Source organism: Pseudoalteromonas sp. McH1-42, from assembly GCF_022347845.1.
GTDB classification, from domain to species: Bacteria; Pseudomonadota; Gammaproteobacteria; order Enterobacterales; family Alteromonadaceae; genus Pseudoalteromonas; species Pseudoalteromonas rubra_D.
In genome coordinates this window covers 86,805-113,360 of sequence record NZ_JAKRFU010000004.1, presented here as the reverse complement: position 1 = coordinate 113,360, position 26,556 = coordinate 86,805, and the positions used below count along the sequence as shown (strand labels likewise).

The window sequence follows — 26,556 nt, the reverse complement described above, 5'->3', positions numbered from 1 at the left end:
TTATGCCTCACTATGTAGCGCATGCTCAACCAACACACCGTCGTCCAGAGCAACTGCACGACCCAGTTTTGCCGCCAGTTCAAGGTCATGTGTTACCACCACAAAGCTGGTTTTTAAATCCCGGTTTAACTCTTTTAACAAGGCATAGATTTTCAGTGCATTTTGTTTGTCCAGGTTACCGGTAGGTTCATCTGCCAAGACTAATGCTGGACGCGTAACTAGCGCCCTGGCTATGGCAACTCGCTGGCGCTCCCCGCCCGATAACTCCGATGGTCGATGACCTCCACGATGGTCCAGGCCAACTTTGCCCAACATTTCCTGTGCTTGCGCCTGAGCGGCTTTAGGTGGCTGACCGGCAATCAGCAAAGGCATAGCCACATTCTCTAATGCCGTAAAATCCATAAGCAGGTGATGGAACTGATATATAAAGCCCAGGTTTTGATTGCGAAAATCCGCTTGTTTACGACGCGATAACTGCGCGACATCGGTAGCTTTGATTTTCACTGAACCACTGCTGGCCGTATCCAATGTGCCCAATATATGCAACAAAGTACTCTTGCCTGAGCCGGAACTACCGACGATGGCCAACATGTCACCCTGTTCAAGCGCCAGATCGACCCCTTTTAGCACTTCAACCTGCTGGCCCGCTTCATCATAAGCCTTGTTCAGGCCCTGACATTCAATTACTAAATCACTCATACCTCAACACCTCAGCAGGAAGCACTTTTGCGGCTTTAAACGCCGGATATAATGTTGCCAGAAAACTCAAAACCAGACTGGTCGCAACAATTAAACTCAAACTAAACCAGTCGAACCTGACCGGTAACTCTGCACCACCCAGTAAAGACAGCCCACTGACTGCCAGTACCTCGTTAATATGACTGGCCAGCAGATAACCAAACACAGTGCCAATTAGCGTACCCACTACACCGTTGTACAACCCTTGCACCATGAACACCCGTGCTATAGCGCCAGGTGCCAGCCCCAAAGTCTGCAAAATAGCTACTTCACCTTGCTTTTCACTGACCATCATCGATAACGCCGACACTATATTGAATACGGCCACAATCACGATCAGTCCCAATAGTAAGGCCATAATGCGTTTTTCCATTGCAACGGCTGCAAATAATGCCCCCTGCTGTACATGCCAGTCTGAGTATTCTAATCCAGACAACAAGGGGACATTCGCTGTTCTGAACTCATTAACGGCAAAAGCGTCTTTTAATGTAATGCTAACGTCAAAATCCATCGGTTTGCGCTTAAGCAAACGTTGCAGACTTTTACCATCGGCGAATGCCAGGTTAACATCGGCCTCACTGTGGGTGTTGTAAATCAAGGCAACTGTAAATAAACGCTGTTTAGGGACCCGGCCCATAGGCGTATAACTGCTAACATCAGGCATGATCACCCGCACTTTTTGTCCCAATCGCACATCCAGTTGATTTGCCAGATAGCGACTCAGCGCCAGTTGATATTTCTGCTCACGAAACTGTGCCAGGCTACCGGCTTCAATGTGTGGCTCGAGTGCCGATGGATAACCGGAAAAGGTCCCTTGCAAACGCACACCAACCAGATCTTTATTCGTTTGCAGGATCACATCACTGGTGACATAGGGAGTTACCCGCTTAACTTCTGGCAATGCGCTCAGCTTAGTTAGCAACGCATCGGCGTCTTGAGATTGTTCGTCTGATGATTTGCGCAACTGCACATGAGGTATTAAGTCGAGCATGGCATTTTTCAGGCTCTGCTCAAACCCATTCATCACAGAGCTAACTGTAATAAGTGCCATTAACCCGAGTGCTATCCCGGCAATGGAAAAAAAAGAAATAAAAGATACAAACCCATTGCCCTTGCTGGCACGGCTGTATCTGAGCCCTATGTAAAGGCTAACAGGCTGAAACATAATAGTTTATTTTTCTGCATACAAGTTCAGAGCACGATACTAGCACAATCAAGAAAGCCGGGTCATACCCTTGACCCCAAAAAAAAGTGTAAAATTTTTTTAATAGCCGCTCTAAATTACATCGGGTTTTAGTGTAGAATGCGGCAAATCTCGCGGTATGGACCTTCAATGTTTTCGTTATCAAGATTTAAACATATGAATTTCAAGGGAGATTTGTTCGGTGGTGTGACCACTGCAATCATTTCCCTACCACTCGCCCTCGCCTTTGGCGTGGCATCCGGCGCCGGAGCTGAAGCCGGTATGTGGGGCGCAATTCTCGTTGGCCTCTTCGCTGCCTTATTTGGCGGCTCTACTTCTCTGATCTCAGAACCAACTGGCCCGATGACGGTCATTATGACAGCAGTTCTGACCACCATGATATCAAAATACCCCGAAGCGGGGCCGGCTATGGCCTTCACCGTGGTGATGATGGCGGGTGCATTCCAGATATTACTGGGCACGCTCAAGCTTGGTAAATATGTCACTCTGATGCCATACAGCGTGGTCTCCGGGTTTATGTCCGGAATTGGTGTCATATTAATCATACTGCAACTGGCCCCCCTACTCGGACATCAGGCGCCTCCTGGCGGTGTTCCCGGTACTTTGTCCGCTTTCCCTGAGCTATTTCTAAATTTACATTTCTCAGAGCTCTTTTTAGGGGTCCTCACCTTAGGTGTTCTGTTCTACATGCCTAAGAAATATCGCCAGTACGTTCCTGCACAGCTGGTGGCGCTGGTTATTGTTACCTTAATCTCTATCCTGCTGTTTGATACTGACAGCATTCGCCGCATTGGCGAGATCCCCAGTGGCTTGCCTGAAATTGTCTGGCCAACTTTTACTCCGGAACTCTTTACCGAAATGGTGATCGATGCCCTGGTGCTGGGTACCTTAGGGTGTATTGACACTTTGCTGACAGCCGTTATCGGTGATAGCCTGACGCGTACAGAGCACGACTCTGATAAAGAACTACGTGGTCAGGGTATTGCAAACATGATTGCAGGCTTCTTCGGCGCACTACCAGGTGCCGGTGCCACCATGGGCACAGTTGTCAACATACAGGTAGGTGCACGCTCTCCGTTAGCCGGGATTTTCCGCGCCCTGATCCTAATGGCCGTTGTATTTGTGGCCGGCAGCCTGACAGAGCCGATCCCGATGGCTGTACTCGCAGGCATCGCGGTATATGTCGGGATTAACATTCTGGACTGGAGCTTTATTCAGCGTGCACATAAACTCAGCATCAGTCAGATGGCCATCATGTATGGTGTTATGTTACTGACGGTTTTCGTCGATTTGATGGTTGCAGTTGGCCTGGGTGTCTTTATTTCCAATATTATGGTAATTGAACGTTTAAGCCGGGTTCAGGAACAGCATGTAAAAGCCATCAGCGACGGCGATGCTGATGAAGATGTGCCACTTTCGACGCATGAGCGTGCGTTATTAGAGCAGGCCAAAGGCAAACTCTTGTTCTTTTATCTGTCAGGTCCAATGATCTTTAGCGTGTCGAAAGCAATCACCCGCCAGCACCGCCATATCGGTGAGTATAAAACCATGGTACTTGATTTAAGTGATGTGGCCATGCTGGATGTGACCGTCAGCCTCGCGATTGAAAACGCCATCAGTGATGCACTGGATGCTGACTGTCAGGTCTTTATTTACTCACCAAATAAAGACACGAGTGAACAACTTCAGAAGTTCGATATTCGCAGCAAACTGGGTGATCATGCATTCTGCAAAAGCCGCGAACAGGCATTGACCAGAGCCCTGGAAGCGATGCAAAGCAATACTGTTCAGGCCTAGAGTGCGTCAGCCAAAAAGTCTATTAGCGCACGGATAGCCGTAGACAAATATTTTCTGGGCGGGTACACCGCCCAGATCCCCTCTTCCATAGGTGCAAAGGAATCCAGCACAGTCACTAATTCACTACCTTGAATGGCATCTTGCACATAATAATGAGGCAACTGAACGACCCCTAGCCCCTGCTTCGCCGCGTCTAACAACGCCCAGCCACTGTTACATCTCAAGGTACCAGTTACCTTTACATGCCGCTCGACTCCGTGATCCATAAAACGCCAATAATGTGCATTGCCTAACAGGCAATTTTGTTTCTCCAGATCTCTGATAGCGGTAATTGGACCGCGCTGACTTAAATATTGCGGTGAAACACACACCAAAGTACGTCTCTGCGACAGACGTTTTGCATGTAACGAGGAATCTTTGAGCTGGCCGATGCGAATAGCAAGATCGACGCCCTGCTCAACCAGATCGAGCTGCGCATTAGTCAGCTCCATATCAACCGTAACCGAAGGAAAACGACACATGAACTGGTGTACCAACGGCATAATGTATTGCTCGCCGTACATCACTGGCGCTGTGAGCCTGATTTTACCCGTAGGCTCACTGTCTCTTTGTCTCAGTGCCGCTGTTGCGTCATCGTAGGCGTGCTGGAGCAACCTGGCATGACCGAGAAATACCTGGCCTTCGGGTGTCAACGCCAGATTTCGGGTTGTTCGAGTCAGTAGCTGATAGCCAAGCTCAGACTCCAGGGTTTTAACCCGACGGCTGACCTGTGCTACTGAGGTGTCTAACTGCTGCGCTGCCGCTGTGAAGGAGCCACTGGTCGCCACCGCGACAAATTCATCTAAACCTGACCATCTATCCATTATTACAAATACGTAAAAGTCTTTCTTAATTTTTAAGATTATCAAACTCTCACAGCAAGTTATACTTTTGTTTTCACACTACAAAACTGGAGTAATGATGGCTGAGTTTATTAAATCACGGGCAGCGATTGCCTGGGGACCAGGACAACCACTGAGCATTGAAGAAGTGGATGTGATGATGCCTAAAGCAGGCGAAGTATTGGTTAAAATCGTTGCCACAGGTGTCTGTCATACAGACGCATTCACCCTATCCGGAGAAGACCCTGAAGGTGTATTTCCGGCGATTTTAGGTCACGAAGGTGGTGGCATTGTTGAAGCCGTAGGTGAAGGGGTAACCAGTGTCGCAGTAGGTGACCACGTTATTCCACTTTACACGCCAGAATGTGGCGAATGTAAGTTCTGTACATCAGGCAAGACGAACTTATGCCAGAAGATCCGTGCGACTCAGGGTAAAGGAGTCATGCCTGACGGAACAACCCGTTTTTACAAAGACGGCGAACCTATTTATCACTATATGGGCACTTCAACCTTCTCTGAATACACTGTTCTTCCAGAGATTTCTCTGGCTAAAGTTAATAAAACTGCGCCACTAGAAGAGATCTGCCTGCTAGGGTGTGGAGTAACAACAGGGATGGGCGCAGTGATGAATACAGCCAAAGTGCAACCAGGCGATACGGTTGCTATCTTTGGCCTGGGTGGTATTGGCCTGTCAGCCGTGATAGGGGCAGTGATGGCTGGTGCCAGTCGGATCATTGGCGTTGATATCAATACAGACAAATACGCGCTGGCTGAAAAACTCGGCGCTACCGACCTCATCAACCCAAACGATTACGACAAACCAATTCAGGAAGTCATTGTGGAAATGACCGATGGAGGAGTTGATTTTTCATTTGAATGTATTGGTAACGTCAACGTGATGCGCAGTGCATTGGAATGTTGTCACAAAGGCTGGGGCGAATCTGTAATCATCGGGGTTGCGGGTGCTGGTCAGGAAATCTCTACTCGTCCTTTCCAGTTGGTAACTGGCCGGGTATGGCGGGGTACAGCATTCGGGGGGGTTAAAGGCCGTTCTGAGCTGCCAGAAATCGTCGAGCGTTACCTCGCTGGTGAATTTAAACTGGATGACTTTATTACCCATACGATGTCGCTGGATGACATTAATGAAGCGTTTGATCTAATGCACCAGGGTAAGAGTATCCGTTCGGTGATCCATTTATAAAGAGCATATTATGGAATTATTGAGCGAAAACAAAGTCGCCGGAGGCTGGCACCGACGTTATCAACATGACAGTCAATATACTCAATGTAAAATGACCTTTGCCGTTTTTTTACCTGAGCAAGCACTTAATGGCCATCCTGTACCAGTGCTTTACTGGCTGTCAGGGCTAACCTGCAACGACGAGAACTTTATGCAAAAAGCCGGCGCGTTTAAACGTGCCAGCGAGCTCGGGATAGCAATCGTAGCACCGGATACATCACCGCGTGGTGAAGAGATCCCAGATGACCCGGAAAATAGCTATGATTTTGGGCTCGGCGCAGGCTTTTACGTCAATGCGACTCAAGCCCCCTATGATAAACACTATCACATGTATAGCTATGTCAGTGACGAGCTGCCAAAACTTATCGAAGCGCAACTTCCTGTCTCTGACAAACGTGCTATCGCGGGACACTCCATGGGTGGTCACGGCGCGCTGGTTGTCGGTCTGAAAAATCCAACTCGTTATCAGAGTATCTCGGCATTTAGCCCAATCTCTAATCCGGTGGATTGCCCTTGGGGCAAAAAAGCATTCAGAGGCTACCTGGGAGAAGACAATGCAATGTGGGAAGCATACGATGCATGCCACTTGCTTAGACAAAATACGGAAAATGGCAAAGCACCTATCTTAGTTGATCAAGGTGATGCTGATCAGTTCTTAACTGAACAGCTCAAGCCTGAAGCACTGGTGCAGGCAGCTCAGGCTGCAAATTACCCACTTACGCTAACAATGCGGCCGGGATATGACCACAGTTACTTCTTTATTTCGACCTTCATCGATGCACACCTGGATTTCCATGCACAATACCTGAAGTAACCAATACAAAAAAAGGCGCTAGCGCGCCTTTTGTTTGCTTAACATAGTATTTTAATCCGTCAGGTCACCATACTGATTATTGACATTCAGCTTAACTGCTTTATCAAAACCTGGGATCTCCAGAGTTTCTTTACTTAGCTGCAGTTGCGAATCATCAATCATGCCATTACCGAATCGATAAATAAGCTCATACTGACCCAGATCGGCTGCCTGTTGATAACTGGCTTGTTGTTGCTTCGTTTCTGCCAGTTTGGCGTCATGCTCTGCAAGCGCAGCTTCGCTATAGCGTTTCGATAGCATCTTTAAGGTAACGGCAGGCGACAGTATCGTTGCAGTTGCATTATTACCACCAAACCCTTTGGAATTAATGAAAGCGATATCCATCTCTCCACAGTGATAATGGTGTGTGCGGATATCCAGATGCTGGTCATAGACATCTTCTGCAACCGCATCTATGGTCGTCACACCTGGCATAATCTGATGACTGAAGATACCCAGCGCCATTGCCAGCTGATCACCAGAAGCCGGACCGATGGTATGACCAACAAATGCTTTCGGAGCAGCTACTTTCCAGCCTTCGATAGCAAATGTTTGTGCAATACGATGGTAAATCAAAGATTCTGTCACCCGGTTTTGTGGTGTGCTGGACCCATGTGCCAGAATAAAGCTACGCTGTTGAAGTGCTTCAGTGCCCGCGATCTGCTCTGCCAGTGCCACTGATTTAGCCATAGTAATGTAGTTACCCGGACCAGGCGCAGTAATCGATTTCTTAACCCCATCAGCATTAACATAGACATCTGCAACAGACCCCATAATGTCAGCGCCCAGTTCAAGGGCTAATTTATCATCCATCAGAATAGTTACCTGTGCCCCTTCCCCAATGGTAAAGCCACAGTTTTCACCAAATGGACGGCTGGTACGGCGATAATCAACCTGTTCAGTGTTATCAAGCTTACGCAAGCCTTCTTCGTTTGCCAGTGCGCCCATATTACCAAAGCCTTCTATAATCTCTGGCGTTAACGCACACTCAACACTGGCAACCACGGCTACACGGGTACGACCCGCCTGAATGTCATTAACTGCTGCACGCAAATTATACAAAAAGGTTGCACAAGCACCTGAAGTGGAGAATGTCGTACCCACACTGCCCGTCACATAAGCGTTAATGAAGTCAGTTGACATGGTATTCAGACCCAACGCGAGTTGTTTGGTGCTCACCCGCTCCCCTTTCATGCGGCTGCGAATGAGGCCACCAAACCCTTCATCATTAACTTGCCCAGCGACCGAAGCTGAATAAGTGCCAATCTGGTCGGGTTCGACACTGTTCATAACCGTATCCCAGTCTAGGCCTGTAGAGCGGATAGCGTCGGTTGCGGCAAAAATAGTGGCTTGCAAACCACGCGGCTGATAACGGCTGTTGTACATGACAGATGGATCAAATCCGGTTGGTAGCTGGCCTGCTGCCTTAATAGGGTTGTCTCTGTAACTATCCACTTTTACCGCCAGCTGCTCCGGAATAAGCACCTGGGCCGTTTTTTCATCAAGCATTTCAATTTGCCAGCCAGATGGTACAGGCGTTGGTAAATCACGCTTGCGACAGGTAAAGGTTAATCCATGGCTATCGTTGGCCTGCATTGTCAGCTTTTGCTGCCAGTGCGTTGCATCGACATCAAAATGAGTTTTCTCGATTTTTCGGATTAACGTCCCTTCAACAATCTGCTGGCCAAAGCGTGCTTCGATTTCATCACGCTGAACGACTTCGCCTTCAGCTGTTACCAAATCCGCCCCTTTTAATGACACTAGGTTCATCAAGGTCGCCAGGCCAAGGAAAGTTTCCTGTCTTGCAGCATCATCCAGGGTGTCTAACACAATGCGACGAAAGCCCTGATGGAACGAGGTTCTGCCAGCGGCATTCACACCGCCCATACCTACGATAATTGGTAATGCTGTCATATCAATCTCTTATCAAATAAAACTAATGAACCGATTTTAGAACGAAGGAAAACATGATACTTTACTTTTTTCGCCACATAACATGCAAATTACGCCACCATTAAGAGGTCGGATGAGATGGGTGCTTATAACCACCGTATTGCTTTCACACTTTATGAGCAAATGCTAATAACCAGCGTAACATTACCCATAGAAATGCTGCGTGCTGGTGAGGCGTTCGCAAGACGCCATTTAGGAAATGAATTTATACCATTGGAAATTGCCTGGCTAAGTGAAACAGGTGAAGCCGTTCATTCATCGATGGGCGTGCCTTTTTTAGCACACGCCAATTTCAGTGCACTCAGTGAGTTCGACTACATCATTACTCCCAGTATTTGGCGTAACCCTCGTCCAGTGTTGAAAAAAAATACCTCATTGGTTTCAAATCTAGCCCTGGCATGGCGCTCTGGTGCCACACTTATTGGTGTCGGCACAGGCGTTTGCTTCTTAGCGGAATCCGGGATCCTCGACGGACACTCAGCAACAACCCACTGGCATTATGCAGATCAATTTAAGCGCAATTATCCCTTAGTTGCCCTGCGCCCTGATTACTTCATTACTCAGTCAGAAAGACTATATACAGTAGCAAGCTTGAACGCGCTGGCAGACGTGATTGTCCACTTTATTGGCCAGTTTTATGGCCAAGAAGCTGCCAATCATGTGCAACAAAACTTCTCTCACGAAGTAAGAAAGCCCTATGAAGAACAAAGGTACCTGGAAGGCGCTGTTGACCGCCATAGTGATGAACAAATTGCCTCAATCCAGTTTTGGTTACGCAACAACAGTGCGAATGAAATAACATTTCCTGAGGTTGCCACTCAATTTGGTATGAGCTATCGCACTTTCAACCGACGCTTTAAAGCCGCAACAGGTCAGACTGCCGCCAACTATTTGCAAACAACCCGAGTGCGTCAGGTTACTGAGTTATTGGCTTCCACCAACCTGAGTATTCAGGAAATAGCGCTGGCATGCGGTTTTAGCTCGCAAGGACAGCTTACCAGGGTGTTCAAAAGTACAATGAATCAAACCCCCAGTCAGTACCGACAAGTGGTCAGAAAAAAGCTCTTTTCATGATCACTGCAACTCTAGTACCTCCAACCATTGAGTCTTACCATTGAAGTTAAACTCAATTTCCTCACCCTGTTCACGCCCTTGGAGGGCCTGACCGACAGGAGAAGCGAGCGTGATCACTCTGACTTCTGAAGTACCCAAAATCACTTTCAGTCCACCTTCACAGGGTCCAACATAAAACCAATGATGCTGATCCTGCTCGTCAACTAACTCTACCAGCGCCCCTACCTGGACAACGCCAGGACGGCTTAACGTATATGTTTGCTCGAACGCCTGAATAGCTCTATGTGCCTGATCGACCCGCTCACTTTGCCCCTCGGCAAGGTAGCCGGACTCAATGCTCAAAGAGTCATACTGAGTTTCCGCCGCACTTTGTTCATGAATTGCATCGGCACGAGCACTGTCTGCTGCCTCTTGTGCTTCCTGGAGCTTGCATTCCAGTGCAAACCTTAAATGTTCAATAACGTGGCTTTTATTCAAGCTGACCCTCTTAAAACCGCAAAAAGGGCCCGCAGGCCCTTCAAATAAAAATATCATTTTAACAGTAATTGACCCCATCAGAACAGGGATTCAAAACTACCATCCGGGAATAATACACCTGGAACCCCTCTTACTGTCTTTACGTCACCGATTTGCTGATCACCGTAATAATATCCACCAGTGAAATTACGCCCTTTTTGTTTAATATCCAGCCAATAGCCGTCCTTACCCTGCGCAACAATATTATTGTTATCTCCAGAGCGACGCACATCAAGTTGCATAACCCTGCCACCAACAAGGTAACTGATTTCAGCTGAGTTCAAATTTGTGAAATTATTAGGATCAGCTGCCAGCTGTAGCTGAAAATCAGGGCCGCCTTTTAGATCAAAGTCAACATGTAACCCGAACGCTAAATCCAGGGCTGTGTCGAACTCATAGGGAGATTGCTCAGCGGCGTATAGAGCGACAGGTGTCACCTGGTTCACAGTTTCAAAATCACCGCGCAAACGCAAGTTAGCAATGATGCTTTCAACCGAATTGCCAGGTGAGCGCACCCGATCTAAATGTAATCTCAGGTCCGCTTTAGTCATCGACGCTGCAGTTTGCAAAGTAACCTCACCTGCAAAATGTGAAGTACCTGTGGCCGTTTGCAGGTTATCTCCATCAATAGAGCCATCAAATAACAAGAAGATATCGTTCAGGTCTGCCTCTAAAGACACATCGCCCTTGCGAACTGATACAACCCCAACACCCACAATACGGTCGCCCAGAATTGGGCTTTTACGCCACTCGGACATAGTTACGTCCATACTGACTTCAAAGCCTCTATTAAAGCCAGTTACTTGCCAGTTAAACAAGGGATCAGTCGTATACACTACATCCAGATCATCAACCTGATAGTTACCTGGCTCAGAATTGCGAGCTGGAGACACGTTGTCAACAACATTATAAACTGCCTCCGCAAGTGCCAAGAACGACTCTTGTACTACATCATCTGAAACAACACTCTCTATTTCACGCAGTTTGGTGTCTAGTTCATCACTGTACTTCTCTTCTTGAAGGCGTACTACCCCCAGAGAATCTCTGAAGTGGTCAAGCAGGTCATTGTTAAATACGGTATCAGAGTCTTTTAGCGTCACCATATCCTGTAACTGCAATGCTTCATTGGCAGTCAGCAAAACCTGGTCCACAACACTAGAAAACAGTGTGCTGTCCTTTTCGTCTAACAGCGTTTCTATAAAGTACTCGTTGACTTGATCAATATAACTTTGCCAAAGCGTACTGTCGCTGTGCTTATAAGCAAGATCAAAAGCATCAGCCAAAGGCGAGATCTCGTCATCCTGACGGCCCTGAATGTTAAGTTGTCTCATGATATCAGCAGAAGTAAATGCTTGAGCCGCATACTCTGCTTGTAATGACTGGTTAATACGACTGTGACTCAAGTGATAAACAGGTGTATTTGTCAAAGACAGTACTGTACTGTCTAGTTGCGAATCGCTCAGCAAGGTTGCATATGAAGAAAAATATAGCTGATTTTGGCCAGCAACCGGTTTCGCCGCAAGAGAATATGACACGTTTGCAGACACCGGTTCGCCGAAATCAATTTCCTCATTGCCATTGAGATCATTTGGGTCATCACGCAGGGCCCGACCACAGCCAAGCTTTCTGGGACAAAATACTTGTTCGGAACTTGGGCTAAACTCAAATTGATACACCACACCTGAATTCAGGGTGATGGTCATTTCGTTCAGATCGTTAACGGTAAACTGCTGTGTTTCCCTTGAGCTTATCTGAGTGACAGACAGAGTCCCCGACGTATCGACAAACTTCGGCACATAGAAGGCCACAGAAGCGGAAGGAATTTGAGTTACATCATGGCCAAACCCTGGCTCTGCATCATCCACGGTTGGGGCCGGGTCACTACTTCCACCACATGCTGACAAAATACCAGCTAACAACAAAGGTAAGATTTTATTGATTTTTTGCACCTTTTACCCCCTAAAATGCCAAGTTAAGAAACCAGTTCAAATTTACATAGTGCGCATCATCAATATTGGGGTTATCCATTTTCACAGATATACCAGCATGACGAGTTTTAATACCTAACTCAAAGGCCTCGCTATGTGTTTCATAGCCACCAAATAACTCCCAGCTTTCTCCAAAGTGGTAAGATACAGTTGCCTGAACAAACGCATCATCAATATACTTGCGCGCTTTAAGTGTGGTAGAGAACTGGTTGTTAATACGGTAATTCACGCCTAAATAGTATCTGGCGTCCCGCTCAAAGGTGTATTCGATTTCTTGATCATAAGCAGAAGTGCGCAATCTGACAGAGGGGGTTGTGTCTATGCCATCTTCTCTCTCGGTGAATGGGATATCCGTGGTAAATCCATTTACAAACCCAGCTCCCTCGTACTTGGTTTCATACATCAGGTCTTTACCAGCTGCCCAAATATCTAAATCCGGCGTAATCTGCCAGCTGAACGTTAGATCAAAACTGTAGCCATCTCCTTGCGGATTTTCCGTTGGTGTAAATGACTTAAACAGGATATCTTTCGAAAAGTAGTACTCAGTCTGCAGTTTTCCTTCAATTTCATCCGCAAAAATAGTGCCGTCGACCACAGCGTCTTGAAAGTGCGTACTTTGAAAATAAGTAAACTTTGGCGTAATCACTAAACTCTCATCCAGCAACGTGAAATCGTAGCTTAGAAAAACCCCGTTGGTTGTCGCCTGCTTACCTCTCAGATAATAGCGATAATTACGACGTTCAAATGGCAGATCATTTTTTTCTGTATGCGTATAACGGGCCGTATCGGGATCAAATGCAAGTAAATAATCAAAGCGGCTCTGCGCCCCAATACCAAACCCCTTGTATTTCATGCCTAACTCAAACACATTGTAAGTAAATGCGCTGTCACCATCTGTCAGAGGCTTGTCAAAATCATCAACAAACGCCTTAACAGGTTGTGCTTCCGTGTATATCTCACTATGAAACTGGTGAATCAACTGTATGTCATTAGATGCTGACAGCGCCGCCTGAGACACAGGTAGACAGCACAGAGAAAGTAGAGGTGTAATTTTTTTTAATGTCATAAACTTAACTTCTAAAAAAAAGGGGAAAGGTAACCCTTTCCCCTTTTCAAATTGACTTACATTAGTTGTTTGACTGACCGATAAAGTCAATATCCGTATAGTCGATTGACAGACCAGTAAAGTAATCAACACGGAAACCGTTTGTAATTTCCTCTACGCTACCTACGCCAACAGACTGTTCGGTATCGTTGAATAGTGAAACACTGCCGCGCAATGGGCCAGCTTCATCGATTAGACCAACTCTAAATACATAACCATTAAAATTGTCAATCGAGACTTCAGCCATACCAAGGTCGTCGTTGTTATCCTCATTACGGATATCGAAATGCGCAGTAAACTCAGTACCCTCACTATCACCTTTGAGCACAATTGAAGCCAGTTCAATTGAATCGTCAACAAATAGTGGAGCTGGGTTACCTTGCTGGTCAACCGCAGTCAACTCTGAATGGAAGTATCCGCTAAAGCCATACTGGCCATCAACAAATTCGACCAAGTTGAACGTTTTGCCACGAGAAATATCAAAGTCTCGCGCATCTTCTACACTCTGAATGCTGCCATCAACGTTAAGCACCAAACAAGATGCATTTGGCATGTCAATAGAATCTATCGCCCAGCGCTCACATTCAGCCAGATCCGGAGACTGGATCTCAACTTTCTGACCAGAATCAGCTACTAAATTGCCAGACCAGGTGAAAATTATTTTACTCTGTGCGCCAGAGTTAACCTGACCATTCGCGACAATCTTCTCGTCACCTTCGGTATTTTCCAGATTCAGAGCATATGTATTTGTGTCATAGCTGTATTTCCATTCAGGGAAACCAGGCGCTGTGCCACTATGTTCACCAGAATCTAATCCCGAATCCCAGATATCTTTCATTACATCATAGATAACTTCGCCCGCATTAAATGTGGCATCAGCACCCTCTCTGGTTACAAAACTGATCTTAACCAGTTTGTCCGTGCCCTGCATGGCCAGCGCTGTGATTCTGTAGTCTTCAATTTGTAGCGCAGTGTTTCCTTGCAGTACGGAAATTTCAAGAAGCGCTTCACTGATCAACTCATTCGACTCATTGATTGCGAGGTCAGCCGCATCCGTTGACGCGTTTTCGTTTTGAGCAATAGTTTTATAGGTGTTAGCCAGCTCCAGTGACGCTTTTGCAGCTGTTTCTGCTGCCTGGTAAGCTGCAATAGTGTCTTGTAAGCTAGTCTGGGTTTTTTCCACTTCGCTCAACGCAGCTTCAGCGGTAGCTTGATCTGTAATTGCTGCGACAGCAGTCATCGCGGTCTGGAATTGGACTTCCATCTCGCCTTTCTTAGCAATTGCGGCTTCCTTACTTTCCTTCGCTGCTAACAGGCTTTCATCCGACGCTTGCTTAGCAACATCGAGCGTGGCACCAAATTCCGCGATTTTCTCATTGGCCGCAGTCAATTCAGCAGTTATTTGAGCACCCAGTTGGTCTTTTTGAGCAACCAACGTAGTGACTTGCGTTAACAGCTCTCCAGCTTGTGTCAGCGTAGGTTGATACTCGGCATCTAATATCACTAATCCCGAAGCAGCAGATACCAGTTGCTCAGCACCAGAAAGCTCACGGACCAGCAACTTACCCAGGTTATCGCCTTCTACGTCTGTTGAAACCGCAGCGGTATATTGTGTATCCAGGACAACCGCAGCACTGCCATAGGCTACCGCTTTCTCTTTAGTATCTGTATCAGCTGCCAGGGCTTTAACAGCAGCCAATGACGCTGCAAATTCGTTCAACTGAGCATCACTACCAGTGAGCGTTTGTTTACCTGCCTCAATACTTGCTAACAATGACGCATTCAAGCTTTCCAGAGAAGTGTCACCGTTACCCAAGTCATCAAGTTGGTCAACGACTTTATCCGAATCATCTTGGAGTTGTTCATCTGACGTAGCACCGTTTTTAACAGCCTTATCTTTGGCCGCTTTCGCATCAGCCGCAACCTGATCGACATCAGACTCATCAACACCTGCTTCAATTAGTGCTGTTTTAATTGCTTCTTCATCACCGGAAACAATCGCGTTCAGAACTTTACCCGCTTTCTGTGTTTCAGTTTTTAGTTTTGAGAAGATCTGGCTATCGCCCAGGTTACCCTGTTCAACATCACCAGTTAGTTCAGCTAATACGTCCGCAACGGTTCTGCTTTCTTTACCAGCCAGAGATTGCAGTGAAGACGCAACCTGTACCAACACGAGCGCACCGGCGTCAAGCTTTTCTGTCCCATCGACATCAGTAAAGTCAATCACACCACCCAGTGATAAATCACTGGCCAGTGTAGCAACTAAAGAAAGGTCACCCACAAGCTGGCCAATTACCTGAATGCTCGCTTGCCCAACAGCAGCTGCGTCAATAGCTGATTCTCCAGCAAGCAAAATTCGCGCTGCGGTTGATGTAAATACCGACAAATTCGCTTTGTAAGAACCATCGTCACCATCTGCATAGGATGGACCTCTTTTGGCCGACGCGGAACTGGCCGCAGCGTTCGCGGAAATCAGCTTAACAACAGACAGTTCGATATCATCTTTGTACCATTCGCCAAAGTCGACCTTGCCATTGTCATTAAAGACGGAGCCGTCATCCACTTTTATTGCAGTACCTACACCACATCCAGCAAACGCATCACACTTAACCAATGCATCGCCGTCTTTGGTTGTCTTAACAGTGATGTATAAAGGTCCAGAAAACTCTTCGTCAACAAAGATCTCGTACAAGCCTTGTGCTGATGTTTTCAACTCTGCTGGGTTACCGCTGATTAATTTTGCCTCAGCTTTTGCTTTGGCTTCACTCTCGCTTTCAGCTTTTTCTGTCGCAGACTCTTCGCCTGCGGCTGTTCGATAAGCCAAATCAACCATATTGCCTTGCGCGTCTACAGTCTTAACACTGACCATAGCGCCACTAAGAGTTCCCTTAACGGCTTTACCAGATACTGAAACGTTAAAATTAGCATCAACAGTACTTTCGACTTCGGAGGGAGCTGGGGGAGGATTGACAATCGGGTCGTTATCATCACTATCAAATAAGCTACAGCCAGTAAGGCCCAGGCTTAATGCAATGGTGGATGCCACTGGAGTAAATTTATTCATGCGCTTTGCCACTAGAGGTCTCCTTAAATAGCTTGCGTGTTTTTCTTTATTTATTTGCCTATGCGAATGTTTTTGTCAAACGAGACTCTTAAGCTAATTTGGGTACTTTAGACCATCAATATACTCAATACTCTTAACAAAGTCATTGCAAAACACACTTCTTTGTAAACAAATATAAAACGCAAAGGTGAACTTTTCCAACATTGATTTCATTCTTGCGTAGTATAAAGACTGAATGTGACATTTCTGACATATTCAACCTCCCCCGTCAAATCTGCTAGTTCGACTGTCAAACGCCACTCCATTACAGGTTCACTGCAAGCGCCTACCATCACCTCTGCTGACCAAAATTCAGCTTGCTGATGCGTAAAAAAAACAGGGATGGTACCCATGTACATTTGAGTGCCTTCCAACCAAGCAGACCGTACCTTTAAATCGGACGAACTGAGAGCCAGAGACAAGTTGAAAGGGGTTTCTGGATGTAATTTTTTGCCTGAACTCCAAAGCGCCTCATCACCATTTTTACATGGTGATGAGGCAACACAGTTCAAGGAAGTTTGCGAACTTTCACTATTTTCTGAACTTTCATGTATAATGGTACTTGGGTCTGAACAGGCCGTCAGGAAAGTGGCTAAAAAAACACCGGGTAGTGTGCAAAATTTCTGCATAATGCTTAGTGTGTGACATCTTGAAAAGACATTCAGTTTATGTGGAATAGCTCTTTTCAGCCAGCCTTTGGCGTTAAGTTTTGCAATTTGTTTTGATATTGCGCAATTCGCGTACTCATTAAGCAAATGACTCGTACAAAGTTTGATTGATGTCATTATTTTAGGTGTTTGTAGTATCTTTTCGTTTGCAAAAAAATTATTATTTCCTTGCAAAAATAAGGGTTTCTCAAGCTGGTGAGAGTTTTGTTCCACGGGATGTAACTCAAACGGGTTTGTTGAAATAAAAAAACAGGGCCTGTATTACAGGTTAATCATTTCTAATCGCATTAATTGCAGCGGAATCCGGAAAATGAGCCAAACAGTAGCATCACAAACTGAGTACAATTATAAGGTTGTACGCCAATTCGCTATAATGACAGTGATTTGGGGCATCGTTGGCATGGGTGTAGGTGTATTTATCGCGGCGCAACTTGCGTGGCCTGCGTTAAACTTCGACATTCCATGGTTAACTTACTCTCGACTTCGTCCGTTACACACGAACGCAGTAATCTTCGCATTTGGTACTAGTGCACTTTTCGCAACATCTTACTATGTTGTACAGCGTACGTGTCAGACGCGTTTATTCTCCGATAAGCTAGCCGCTTTCACTTTCTGGGGCTGGCAAGCAATCATTCTTGCAGCAGCTATCACGCTGCCACTGGGTATCACATCTTCTAAAGAATATGCTGAACTTGAGTGGCCAATCGATATTGCAATCGCTGTAGTTTGGGTAACGTATGCTGTTGTTTTCTTCGGCACGCTGATCAAGCGTAAAGTGTCACACATTTACGTTGCGAACTGGTTCTACGCGGGCTTCATTATTACTGTTGCAGTACTGCACATTGTAAACAGCATGGCTGTACCTGTATCTCTTACCAAGTCATATTCTATTTATGCGGGTGCGGTAGATGCTATGGTTCAGTGGTGGTACGGTCACAACGCGGTAGGTTTCCTTCTAACCGCAGGCTTCCTGGGTATGATGTACTACTTCGTGCCTAAGCAAGCAGGTCGTCCTGTTTACTCTTATCGTTTATCAGTAGTTCACTTCTGGGCACTGGTTTCTCTATATATCTGGGCAGGCCCTCACCACTTACACTACACCGCGCTACCTGATTGGACTCAGTCTCTGGGCATGGTAATGTCTGTGATCCTGTTCGTTCCTTCTTGGGGTGGTATGATCAATGGTATTATGACTCTGTCTGGTGCCTGGCATAAACTACGTACCGACCCGGTACTGCGCTTCTTGGTTGTTTCTCTGTCTTTCTACGGTATGTCTACCTTCGAAGGCCCAATGATGGCAATCAAATCCGTAAACGCGCTATCACACTATACTGACTGGACAGTCGGCCACGTACACTCTGGTGCGCTAGGTTGGGTAGCAATGATCTCTATTGGTGCTATTTATCACCTGATCCCTGCACTATTTGGTCACGCCAACATGTACAGCGTTAAACTAGTTAACACCCACTTCTGGCTACACACAGTCGGTGTTGTTCTGTATATCGTTGCAATGTGGATCTCTGGTGTTATGCAAGGTCTGATGTGGCGTGCAGTTAACTCTGACGGTACTTTAATGTACAGCTTCGTACAGTCTCTTGAAGCGTCTAAGCCTTTCTACATCATGCGATTCCTGGGCGGTGTATTCATCGTGATTGGTATGCTGGTAATGGCTTACAACGTGTACCGTACTGTAGCAGCTAAGAGTGGCTCTTTGACCACCGACGCTAACACACAAATGGCTTAAGGGGTGTCGAGTATGAGCAATAATAACTCTTCAAACAAACATGAAATCGTCGAAAAGAACGTTGGCCTGATGGCTATCCTGACGGTTTTTGCCATCAGCTTCGGTGCCCTCGTTGAGATCACCCCACTGATGTTCCAAAAAGACACCACTCAGCCTGTTGATGGTTTACGCCCTCTAACAGCGTTGGAAATGGAAGGTCGTGATATCTACGTACGTGAAGGTTGCTACAACTGCCACTCGCAAATGATCCGTCCTTTCCGTGACGAAGTTGAGCGTTACGGCCACTATTCTGTAGCTGGTGAATCAGTTTGGGATCACCCGTTCCAGTGGGGCTCTAAGCGTACAGGTCCAGACCTCGCGCGCGTAGGTCAGCGTTACTCAGATGACTGGCACTTTGCGCACCTGATGGACCCTCGCTCTGTGGTACCTGAGTCAAATATGCCTGGCTACCCTTGGCTCAATGAGAATGTATTGGACGGTCAATTAACCGCTAAGAAACTTGAAGTGTTCCGTAACTTTGGTGTGCCATACACCGACGAGGACATTCAAGGTGCTGAAGCCGCAGTAAAGGGCAAAACCGAAATGGAAGCCCTGATTGCTTACCTTCAGCAACTTGGCACACATTTGAAGTAATTTGTTATGGATTACGGCACATACAGAGGCATTTTGACTCTGGTAATTTTAGTACTGTTCATAGTGATTGTTGTGTGGGCATACAGCAAGCGTAGCAAACGTCGTTTTGATGACGCTGCCAATGCCATTTTTGAAGATGAAAAGAAACACAATAACACAATCTCAAACGAGGAAAAGGAGTCTGAAAAATGACTAGCTTTTGGAGTATTTGGGTCATTGTATTGACCTTGGCGTGTCTGGCTCTGATCTTTGGCTTGCTGCTTTGGAACCTGAAAAACTATGCAGGTGTTGAAGAAGGCGAAAGCTGTGGTCACGAGTTTGACGGAATCGAAGAACTAAACAACCCACTACCAAAGTGGTGGACTTACATGTTCTTCGCAACATTTATCTGGTCTGTTTACTATCTTGCTGCTTACCCAGGTTTAGGTAACTTTGCAGGCTTTTTGAACTGGACAAGCTCTAACCAGGGCGTAACGTCTCTCGAGGAGTCTAAAAAAGCAATTGAAGAAGCCAAAGCAAACGGTCACTGGGTTCAACTTGATAAAGAGTTTGAAGCTGCTGACGAACGTTTTGGTCCTATCTTCAAAGCATTTGCTGAGCAAGACATCGAAACACTAGCAAAAGATCAAAAAGCACTTGAAATTGGTCAACGTTTGTTCGCGCAAAACTGTGCACAGTGTCATGGTTCAGATGCTCGTGGTGCAATGGGCTTCCCTAACCTGGCAGACAATGACTGGTTGTACGGCGGTACACCTGACAAGATCAAAGAAACACTACTGCAAGGTCGTGTTGCTGCGATGCCAGGTTGGCAGGATGCACTGGGTGACCAGGGCATTAAAGAAATGACTGCATATGTACTGAGTTTGTCTGGCCGTAAAGTAAACCAAAAAGATGCTGATGCTGGTAAAGCGAAGTTCGCAATGTGTGCGGCTTGTCACGGCATGGACGGTAAGGGCTCTGTCGCTCACAACCTGCCATTTGGTGCGCCTGACCTGACCGATAACATCTGGTTGTACGGTGGTTCTCAACGTGCTGTTGAAGAAACACTGCGTCATGGCCGTGCTGGTGTAATGCCAGCTTGGAAAGACATTCTGGGTGAAGACAAAGTACACCTGCTTACAGCCTATGTGTACAGCCTCTCTCAGGAGAAATAATCGAATAGATTATAAGTTTATTTAAGATCAAAAAAGCCTCCAATCGGAGGCTTTTTTTTAGGTATTTAACCCCAAATAAGATAGAATATTGCCACTGAAATTAAGCTGTTGAGTCGTTATGAACCCTACTCCCTGGTATAAGAATTTTTGGCCTTGGTTTTTAATGTTTTTTCCGCTGGTTACCATTATTGCCTGCGTTTTTTTAGTGATTTTTGCCGTCGGTAATGGTCCCGACATGGTGGTCGACGACTACTATAAAAAAGGTAAAGCCATTAACCTTGAACTCAGCAAGTTCGATAAAGCTAAAGCTTTGTATTTACATGGTGATCTTGATGTCACTGAAGAAAGAATAAGCTTTACGTTCACCAAAGGTGATCACAGTAAAGTAAATGCATTGAAGGCATCTTTTTACCACCGCACAGTCAAGAAGTATGACTTTGAAGTGACCCTGCTTGCTAATGCTGCTGGTGAATTCACCGCCATTCTGGATGAGCCACATCGTGGCGCGTTTACTGTTTTTCTGGAACCTATGGACCAAAGCTGGAAGCTCAAAGAAAAACTGCAATTACCCACCACTCAGAAAGTCGCCATTTCCCCAGAATATAAGTAGACACTATGACAACCAGTTGTTTTCATTGTCTGGAGCCCGTACCGCCGGGGTTTTCTGCTCACGTAAAATTTGAAGGCCAGCCGCAGCCTGTCTGCTGCACTGGCTGTCAGGCGGTCGCCGAAACCATTCTAGCTCAGGGCATGAGCGACTATTATAAATTTCGAACCGACAGTGCGGGCAAAGTCGAAGAGCTGGTCCCGGAACAATTAAAAGAGCTGTTGAGTTATGACAATGCTGAAATTCAGCAAGACTTTGTCAGTCAGCAAGGCGAGCTGCAGGAAGTATTACTCAGTGTTGAAGGTATTAGCTGTGCCGCATGCGCCTGGTTAATTGAAAAACAATTACTTGGACTGAAAGGTGTTGCACGGGTTGACGTCAACACATCAACGCACAGAGCCATGATCTTGTGGCACCCACAGCAGTGTAAACTGAGCGAGATTATTAAATCACTGCATCAAATTGGCTACAAGGCCTACCCTTTTCAGGCCGACGATGAAGCCGCACAAAAGCAAACCGTCGCTAAAGCCTATTTACGCCGGCTAGGTGTTGCAGGCCTCATGACCATGCAAGTCATGATGTTTGCGTTTGCCATGTACTTTGGCATGTTTTCCGGCATGGAAGACAATTTCGAGCAGTATTTTCGATGGATCAGTTTATTTTTAGCCTCTCCGGTGATCCTCTACTCGGCCATGCCATTTTTGACCAATGCCATTAAAGGGCTCAAAGCTAAACAGCTTAATATGGATCTTCCCGTCTCACTGGCCATCTTTGGTGCATACGCTGCAAGCTGCTATGCCACAGTGATGTCTGTGGGAGAAGTCTACTTTGAATCCATTTGTATGTTCACCTTTTTGCTTTTACTCGGTAAATATCTGGAGTTTCGGGCCAGGCTGAAGGCCAGTGAATTTACTGCTAACTTGCAAAAACTGTTACCGCTGACCGCGCGTAAATTACTGCCCGATGGCGAGCAAAAAATCGTTGCTGCGAAAAGCTTGCAACTGAGCGATCAGATTATGATCAAGCCCGGTGAAACCATCCCGGCCGATGGCGTATTAATCTCAGGCTCTACAACCGTTGACGAATCTATGATGACGGGTGAACACTTACCCGTGAAAAAATACCAAACTCATCAGGTCTATGCCGGCACCATCAATCATGATGGCGTGATCACCATTGAAATCAACAAAGTAGGTCAAAATACACTACTTAATCAAATCATTAAGCTGCAACACAACGCTCTGACAAAGCGCCCCAAAATCGTCGAAGTCACAGATAAAGTGGCGCAGTGGTTTGTCGCCTGCCTATTGATTTTCGCCTCTATTACTGCGGTTGCCTGGTACCAAATAGACCCACCCCATGCATTTTGGGTGACCATTTCTGTGTTAGTTGCAACTTGCCCATGTGCACTCAGTTTGGCAATTCCGACAGCACTCACATGTGCCGTCGCAACGCTTACCCGTAAAGGGATCCTAATCAAAGAAAGCCATGTACTCGAAACTGTGCCTAAGCTGACTAGAATGGCGTTTGACAAAACCGGTACCCTCACCGAAGGGCGTTTCTCTATCGAATCCATCAGCATACTTGACAAAAGCTGGCAGGAGTCCGGTGTAATGGCGCTGGCCGTTGCTCTGGAGCGTTATTCCGAGCATCCAATCGCGAAAGCATTTACCGAACAGCTAGTGTCTCCAAGGCAGCTAAGTGACGTTGAAGTCGTCACGGGGAGCGGTGTAAAGGCGCTATTTAATCAACAACCTGTCGCTATCGGTAAATCCGCCTGGTTTGGCAATCACAGCTCTTTTGCTCAAGCAACTTTGTTTGTGGATGGCCAGCCAGTCGCTGATTTCTACCTGGCAGATAAAGTTCGACATAGCGCGCCTGAGATAATTCATTATGCCCAGGGCCAGGGCCTGAGCTGCCACCTACTTAGCGGTGATAGCTCAAATGCTGTAAAAGACCTGGCTTTGGAACTGGGGTTAGATACTTATAAAAATGCTTGCTCGCCACAAGATAAGCAGCAACAAGTCGAATCCTGGTCCGCACAGCAGCATATTGTTGGCATGGTTGGCGATGGTGTAAATGATAGCCCGGTATTTAACAGCGCACACTTATCTATCGCGATGGAAACCGGCGCTGATATTTCGAAAAATACCGCCGATGTAGTGCTCCTAAACAGCGATCTTAAGTCATTGCAAACACTGCATCAGGTCGCTAAAAAAACCAAAACAGTGATAAAACAAAACCTCGCTTTGTCACTTTGTTATAATGGTTCAATCTTGCCGCTCGCTGCGATGGGATTAGTGCCCCCTTGGGTGGCTGTCATAGGAATGTCTGCGAGCTCGATTCTGGTGATCACTAACTCTTTGAGGTTACTGAAACTATGAGTATTATTTATATCCTTATTCCCATCGCGATTTTATTTGTCATCATCGCAATCGGGGTCTTTTTTTGGGCCGTCAAAAGTGAGCAGTTTTCTGATCTGAATAAGCAAGGCCACAGCATTCTGTTCGAAGACGATAAAGAGCAACACAACAAAAGTAATGACCGAGATAAGTCTATTTAGCGCCTTTATCATGGGCCTGGTTGGTAGCGGCCATTGTTTAGTCATGTGCGGTGGAATTGCATCAAGCCTGCAACTCGCCCAGACCAAACAGTCGCCCTTTGTGACGGCACTACTATACAACCTGGGAAGACTAGGTAGCTACATGGTGGCCGGAGCACTGGTTGCAGGGCTAGGTGCTGCATTTGCCAAGCAAAGCACGTTATTTGCAAATACGCTGAATGTACTTAGCGGTATTTTTATGCTGCTGGTTGGTATTTATGTCATGCGCCTGGCTGCCACCCTTAACTGGCTGGAAAAAGCTGGTAAATGGCTGCTTTGGCAACGCCTTGTTAGGCTCAACAAGTATTTACTCCCGATAGACAGAAAAACCAAAGCATTAGCTTATGGTGCACTATGGGGCTGGCTCCCTTGTGGGCTAGTTTATTCTGCCCTGACCTGGAGCCTGCAAGCAAACAGCAGTTTAAGTGGCGCACTCATCATGGCGGCCTTTGCACTTGGCACTTTTCCGGCCATGCTAGCGGTGGGACAATCCGCTCAAATGCTCAGCATGTTTTTAAATCATAAAGCGACACGGATTGCGTTAGGCAATATTTTTATTTGGTATGGCTTTTATCTACTAATCATTGCAACGGATAAACTAGTACATTAATCTAGAGCCAGTAATACTATTAGATGAGAGTCATCTATGCTGGTCGGAGAATGGGAGTTTTTTGACCTAAAATGATCAAGATGCGGTTTGGTTCTTCAATGTTTAGAACCAAAACCCCGACTAATAGATGGTATATCTGGGCACCAGATATCGCAAAGTTCAAGTATTAAAATATGACCACATCTAATAGAATATCATTAACGTGCGTCATAGATAACGGATTTGTTATGGATTTAAGTAATCGTTCAAAAAGTCAATGTACTATCAGCTGCAATAACTGCAGTATCAGCCAACTGTGCCTGCCCTTTTCTCTAAATGGTAACGAAATGGACAAGCTGGATGAAATCATCGAGCGTAAAAAACCCCTTCACAAAGGGGACTTTTTGTTCGAGTCCGGTAGCGAACTCAACTCAATTTTTGCTGTACGCTCCGGGTCGTTTAAATCCTACACTATTTCAGAACAGGGTGACGAACAAATTACAGGATTCCACCTGGCTGGTGACTTAGTGGGTTTTGATGCCATCAATAAGATGCAGCATCAGAGTTTTGCACAAGCTCTGGAAACCTCCATGGTGTGTGAAATCCCCTTTGACACTCTAGATGAGCTGGCTGGCAAACTGCCAAAACTCAGACAACAAATCATGCGGTTAATGAGCAGCGAGATCAACTATGATCAAGAAATGCTGCTGTTGCTCAACAAAAAAACCGCTGAAGAGCGCCTTGCAACCTTCATCTACAACCTGTCTAATCGTTTCGGCGAGCGTGGTTTCTCTCGCAAAGAGTTCCGTTTCACCATGACACGAGGCGAAATTGGTAATTACCTTGGACTGACCGTTGAAACCATTAGCCGACTGTTAAGTCGCTTCCAAAAGGCAGAGATCATCAAAGTTGAGGGCAAATTCATCACGATTCTGGATATTGATGAACTGGCGAAAGCCGCAGCAATTTCTCTTTGATCTGAGGCAATTTACGGCTCACTTTTTCTTTATCCCGAGACGATTTCGATTACACTGTAAACAGAGTTGAAATCGTCCGTGCAAGATTAAGGAGTCCATTATGGAACAAATCAAACGCATTCTCACTGTCATAGACCCGACCAAACAGCAACAGAACAGCCTGGATCGTTCTATCAGTCTGGCGCAAAAAACAGGTGCCAAAATCACCGCCTTTTTATCAATTTATGACTTCTCTTATGAGATGACGACGATGTTATCGCGAGAAGAGCGTGAAGCGATGAGAGAAGCCGTGATTAAAGATCGCGAGGCCTGGATCTCAGAGCTCACCAGTGGCTATCAAAATATTGATATAGAGACCAAAGTGGTGTGGCATAACCGGCCCTATGAAGCCATCATCAAAACGGTACTCGAGCACGAGTTTGATCTCGTTATTAAAGCCACCCATCAACATGATACACTTAAGTCTGTCATTTTCACACCAACAGACTGGCACCTGATCAGAAAATGCCCGGCTCCTGTGTTACTGGTCAAAGATCATGCCTGGCCAGAAAAAGGTGAAATACTTGCAGCGGTCAATGCAGTGAGTGATGACGAGCAACATCAGGCGCTCAACCACCGTATAATCAAAGATGCACAGTTCTTATGTGACCTGGCTAACGCCTCTTTAAGCCTGGTCAACACCTACCCCGCAACCCCAGTGAATATTGCCATTGAGATACCTGAATTTAATCCGTCTCAATATAATGAGGCTGTTAAAAAGCATCACGAAGAGGAAACCTGGGCGCTGGCAAAACGTTTTGGATTGAGCGACTCGCAGTGTGTGATAAAAGAGGGGCTTCCTGAGGATGTGATCCCCCATATCGCGAAAGAGAAAAATACCGAACTGGTTGTGATCGGTACCGTCGGACGAACGGGTCTCAGTGCAGCACTCGTAGGTAATACCGCAGAACACGTAATTGACAGCCTGGACTGTGACGTCCTGGCACTGAAACCGGATGGTTACACAAGCCCACTCGCACAATAAATCAATCACTCAGATCGGCACGGAGTCAAGTGCCGGTCCCCTCTCCCTCTATGCCTGCGTGTATTCACACTGCTAATATTGCAGTTTACTGGTCTGTCGGTATAAT

23 protein-coding genes are annotated in these 26,556 nt (G+C 46.3%); 14 read left to right on the top strand and 9 right to left on the bottom strand.

Annotated features, from left to right (window positions below):
• Both lolD and MHN31_RS04880 read right to left on the bottom strand, forming a co-directional pair.
• Positions 1-699, bottom strand: a complete 699-nt coding sequence (lolD, locus tag MHN31_RS04885; protein ID WP_125561367.1) for a lipoprotein-releasing ABC transporter ATP-binding protein LolD — start codon at positions 697-699, stop codon at positions 1-3.
• Positions 692-1,903 carry a lipoprotein-releasing ABC transporter permease subunit gene (locus MHN31_RS04880; protein WP_239443597.1) on the bottom strand — a complete coding sequence of 404 codons (1,212 nt, stop codon included), beginning with the start codon at positions 1,901-1,903 and terminating at the stop codon, positions 692-694. The genes lolD and MHN31_RS04880 overlap by 8 nt, the downstream gene beginning before the upstream one ends.
• 168 nt (positions 1,904-2,071) lie before the next feature.
• Between MHN31_RS04880 and MHN31_RS04875 the strand changes: the two genes are divergently transcribed.
• Entirely contained in the window at positions 2,072-3,739 is a 1,668-nt protein-coding gene (locus MHN31_RS04875; RefSeq protein ID WP_239443596.1) for a SulP family inorganic anion transporter, read from the top strand.
• Here MHN31_RS04875 and MHN31_RS04870 read toward each other — a convergent pair.
• Entirely contained in the window at positions 3,736-4,602 is an 867-nt protein-coding gene (locus tag MHN31_RS04870) for a LysR family transcriptional regulator (protein WP_138538846.1), read from the bottom strand. The two genes, MHN31_RS04875 and MHN31_RS04870, sit on opposite strands and share 4 nt — an antisense overlap.
• A 97-nt stretch (positions 4,603-4,699) precedes the next feature.
• On the opposite strand from MHN31_RS04870, the gene MHN31_RS04865 reads away from it, so the two are divergent.
• Positions 4,700-5,821 carry an S-(hydroxymethyl)glutathione dehydrogenase/class III alcohol dehydrogenase gene (locus tag MHN31_RS04865; protein ID WP_228553340.1) on the top strand — a complete coding sequence of 374 codons (1,122 nt, stop codon included), beginning with the start codon at positions 4,700-4,702 and terminating at the stop codon, positions 5,819-5,821.
• A 10-nt stretch (positions 5,822-5,831) separates the two neighbouring features.
• Positions 5,832-6,674, top strand: a complete 843-nt coding sequence (gene fghA / locus MHN31_RS04860; RefSeq protein WP_239443595.1) for an S-formylglutathione hydrolase — start codon at positions 5,832-5,834, stop codon at positions 6,672-6,674.
• A gap of 51 nt (positions 6,675-6,725) precedes the next feature.
• On the opposite strand, the gene MHN31_RS04855 is transcribed toward fghA, so the two are convergent.
• Positions 6,726-8,627 carry a beta-ketoacyl synthase gene (locus MHN31_RS04855; protein WP_194867879.1) on the bottom strand — a complete coding sequence of 634 codons (1,902 nt, stop codon included), beginning with the start codon at positions 8,625-8,627 and terminating at the stop codon, positions 6,726-6,728.
• Positions 8,628-8,744: 117 nt separating this feature from the next.
• Here MHN31_RS04855 and MHN31_RS04850 point away from each other — a divergent pair, with 117 nt between their 5' ends.
• A complete protein-coding gene (locus MHN31_RS04850) occupies positions 8,745-9,740 on the top strand; it encodes a helix-turn-helix domain-containing protein (protein WP_125561382.1) in 996 nt (331 codons plus the stop codon).
• Here the strand turns inward: MHN31_RS04850 and MHN31_RS04845 are convergent, their stop codons facing one another.
• The 5 genes from MHN31_RS04845 to MHN31_RS04825 form a co-directional block, all read right to left on the bottom strand.
• Complete coding sequence (locus MHN31_RS04845) at positions 9,741-10,217, bottom strand: GreA/GreB family elongation factor (protein ID WP_125561384.1); 477 nt, start codon at positions 10,215-10,217, stop codon at positions 9,741-9,743. It abuts the gene before it with no gap.
• Positions 10,218-10,294: 77 nt separating this feature from the next.
• Positions 10,295-12,205, bottom strand: a complete 1,911-nt coding sequence (locus MHN31_RS04840) for a hypothetical protein (RefSeq protein WP_125561386.1) — start codon at positions 12,203-12,205, stop codon at positions 10,295-10,297.
• A gap of 10 nt (positions 12,206-12,215) precedes the next feature.
• A complete protein-coding gene (locus MHN31_RS04835) occupies positions 12,216-13,310 on the bottom strand; it encodes a hypothetical protein (protein ID WP_125561388.1) in 1,095 nt (364 codons plus the stop codon).
• Positions 13,311-13,371: 61 nt separating this feature from the next.
• Positions 13,372-16,413 carry a hypothetical protein gene (locus tag MHN31_RS04830; protein WP_239443594.1) on the bottom strand — a complete coding sequence of 1,014 codons (3,042 nt, stop codon included), beginning with the start codon at positions 16,411-16,413 and terminating at the stop codon, positions 13,372-13,374.
• A 209-nt stretch (positions 16,414-16,622) separates the two neighbouring features.
• On the bottom strand, positions 16,623-17,333 hold the full coding sequence (locus MHN31_RS04825) for a hypothetical protein (RefSeq protein WP_125561392.1): 711 nt from the start codon (positions 17,331-17,333) through the stop codon (positions 16,623-16,625).
• Positions 17,334-17,430: 97 nt separating this feature from the next.
• On the opposite strand from MHN31_RS04825, the gene ccoN reads away from it, so the two are divergent.
• The 10 genes from ccoN (at position 17,431) to uspE (ending at position 26,450) form a co-directional block, all read left to right on the top strand.
• On the top strand, positions 17,431-18,864 hold the full coding sequence (gene ccoN / locus MHN31_RS04820; protein WP_125561394.1) for a cytochrome-c oxidase, cbb3-type subunit I: 1,434 nt from the start codon (positions 17,431-17,433) through the stop codon (positions 18,862-18,864).
• A gap of 12 nt (positions 18,865-18,876) precedes the next feature.
• On the top strand, positions 18,877-19,497 hold the full coding sequence (ccoO, locus tag MHN31_RS04815; RefSeq protein ID WP_058795135.1) for a cytochrome-c oxidase, cbb3-type subunit II: 621 nt from the start codon (positions 18,877-18,879) through the stop codon (positions 19,495-19,497).
• A 6-nt stretch (positions 19,498-19,503) separates the two neighbouring features.
• Entirely contained in the window at positions 19,504-19,689 is a 186-nt protein-coding gene (locus MHN31_RS04810; protein WP_010373992.1) for a cbb3-type cytochrome c oxidase subunit 3, read from the top strand.
• Entirely contained in the window at positions 19,686-20,651 is a 966-nt protein-coding gene (gene ccoP, locus MHN31_RS04805) for a cytochrome-c oxidase, cbb3-type subunit III (protein WP_125561396.1), read from the top strand. The genes MHN31_RS04810 and ccoP overlap by 4 nt, the downstream gene beginning before the upstream one ends.
• A 118-nt stretch (positions 20,652-20,769) precedes the next feature.
• Positions 20,770-21,261 carry a FixH family protein gene (locus tag MHN31_RS04800; protein WP_125561398.1) on the top strand — a complete coding sequence of 164 codons (492 nt, stop codon included), beginning with the start codon at positions 20,770-20,772 and terminating at the stop codon, positions 21,259-21,261.
• Between the two features lie 5 nt (positions 21,262-21,266).
• Entirely contained in the window at positions 21,267-23,642 is a 2,376-nt protein-coding gene (locus MHN31_RS04795) for a heavy metal translocating P-type ATPase (RefSeq protein ID WP_239443593.1), read from the top strand.
• Positions 23,639-23,821 (top strand): cbb3-type cytochrome oxidase assembly protein CcoS, encoded by a 183-nt coding sequence (ccoS, locus tag MHN31_RS04790; protein WP_049865783.1) that lies wholly within the window; start codon positions 23,639-23,641, stop codon positions 23,819-23,821. Before MHN31_RS04795 ends, ccoS begins: the two co-directional genes overlap by 4 nt.
• On the top strand, positions 23,799-24,470 hold the full coding sequence (locus MHN31_RS04785) for a sulfite exporter TauE/SafE family protein (RefSeq protein WP_239443592.1): 672 nt from the start codon (positions 23,799-23,801) through the stop codon (positions 24,468-24,470). Before ccoS ends, MHN31_RS04785 begins: the two co-directional genes overlap by 23 nt.
• 227 nt (positions 24,471-24,697) lie before the next feature.
• On the top strand, positions 24,698-25,426 hold the full coding sequence (locus tag MHN31_RS04780; protein ID WP_125561404.1) for an FNR family transcription factor: 729 nt from the start codon (positions 24,698-24,700) through the stop codon (positions 25,424-25,426).
• A gap of 100 nt (positions 25,427-25,526) precedes the next feature.
• Positions 25,527-26,450: a universal stress protein UspE gene (gene uspE / locus MHN31_RS04775; RefSeq protein WP_125561406.1), complete on the top strand. Its 924-nt coding sequence runs from the start codon at positions 25,527-25,529 to the stop codon at positions 26,448-26,450.
• Positions 26,451-26,556 lie beyond the last annotated feature (106 nt).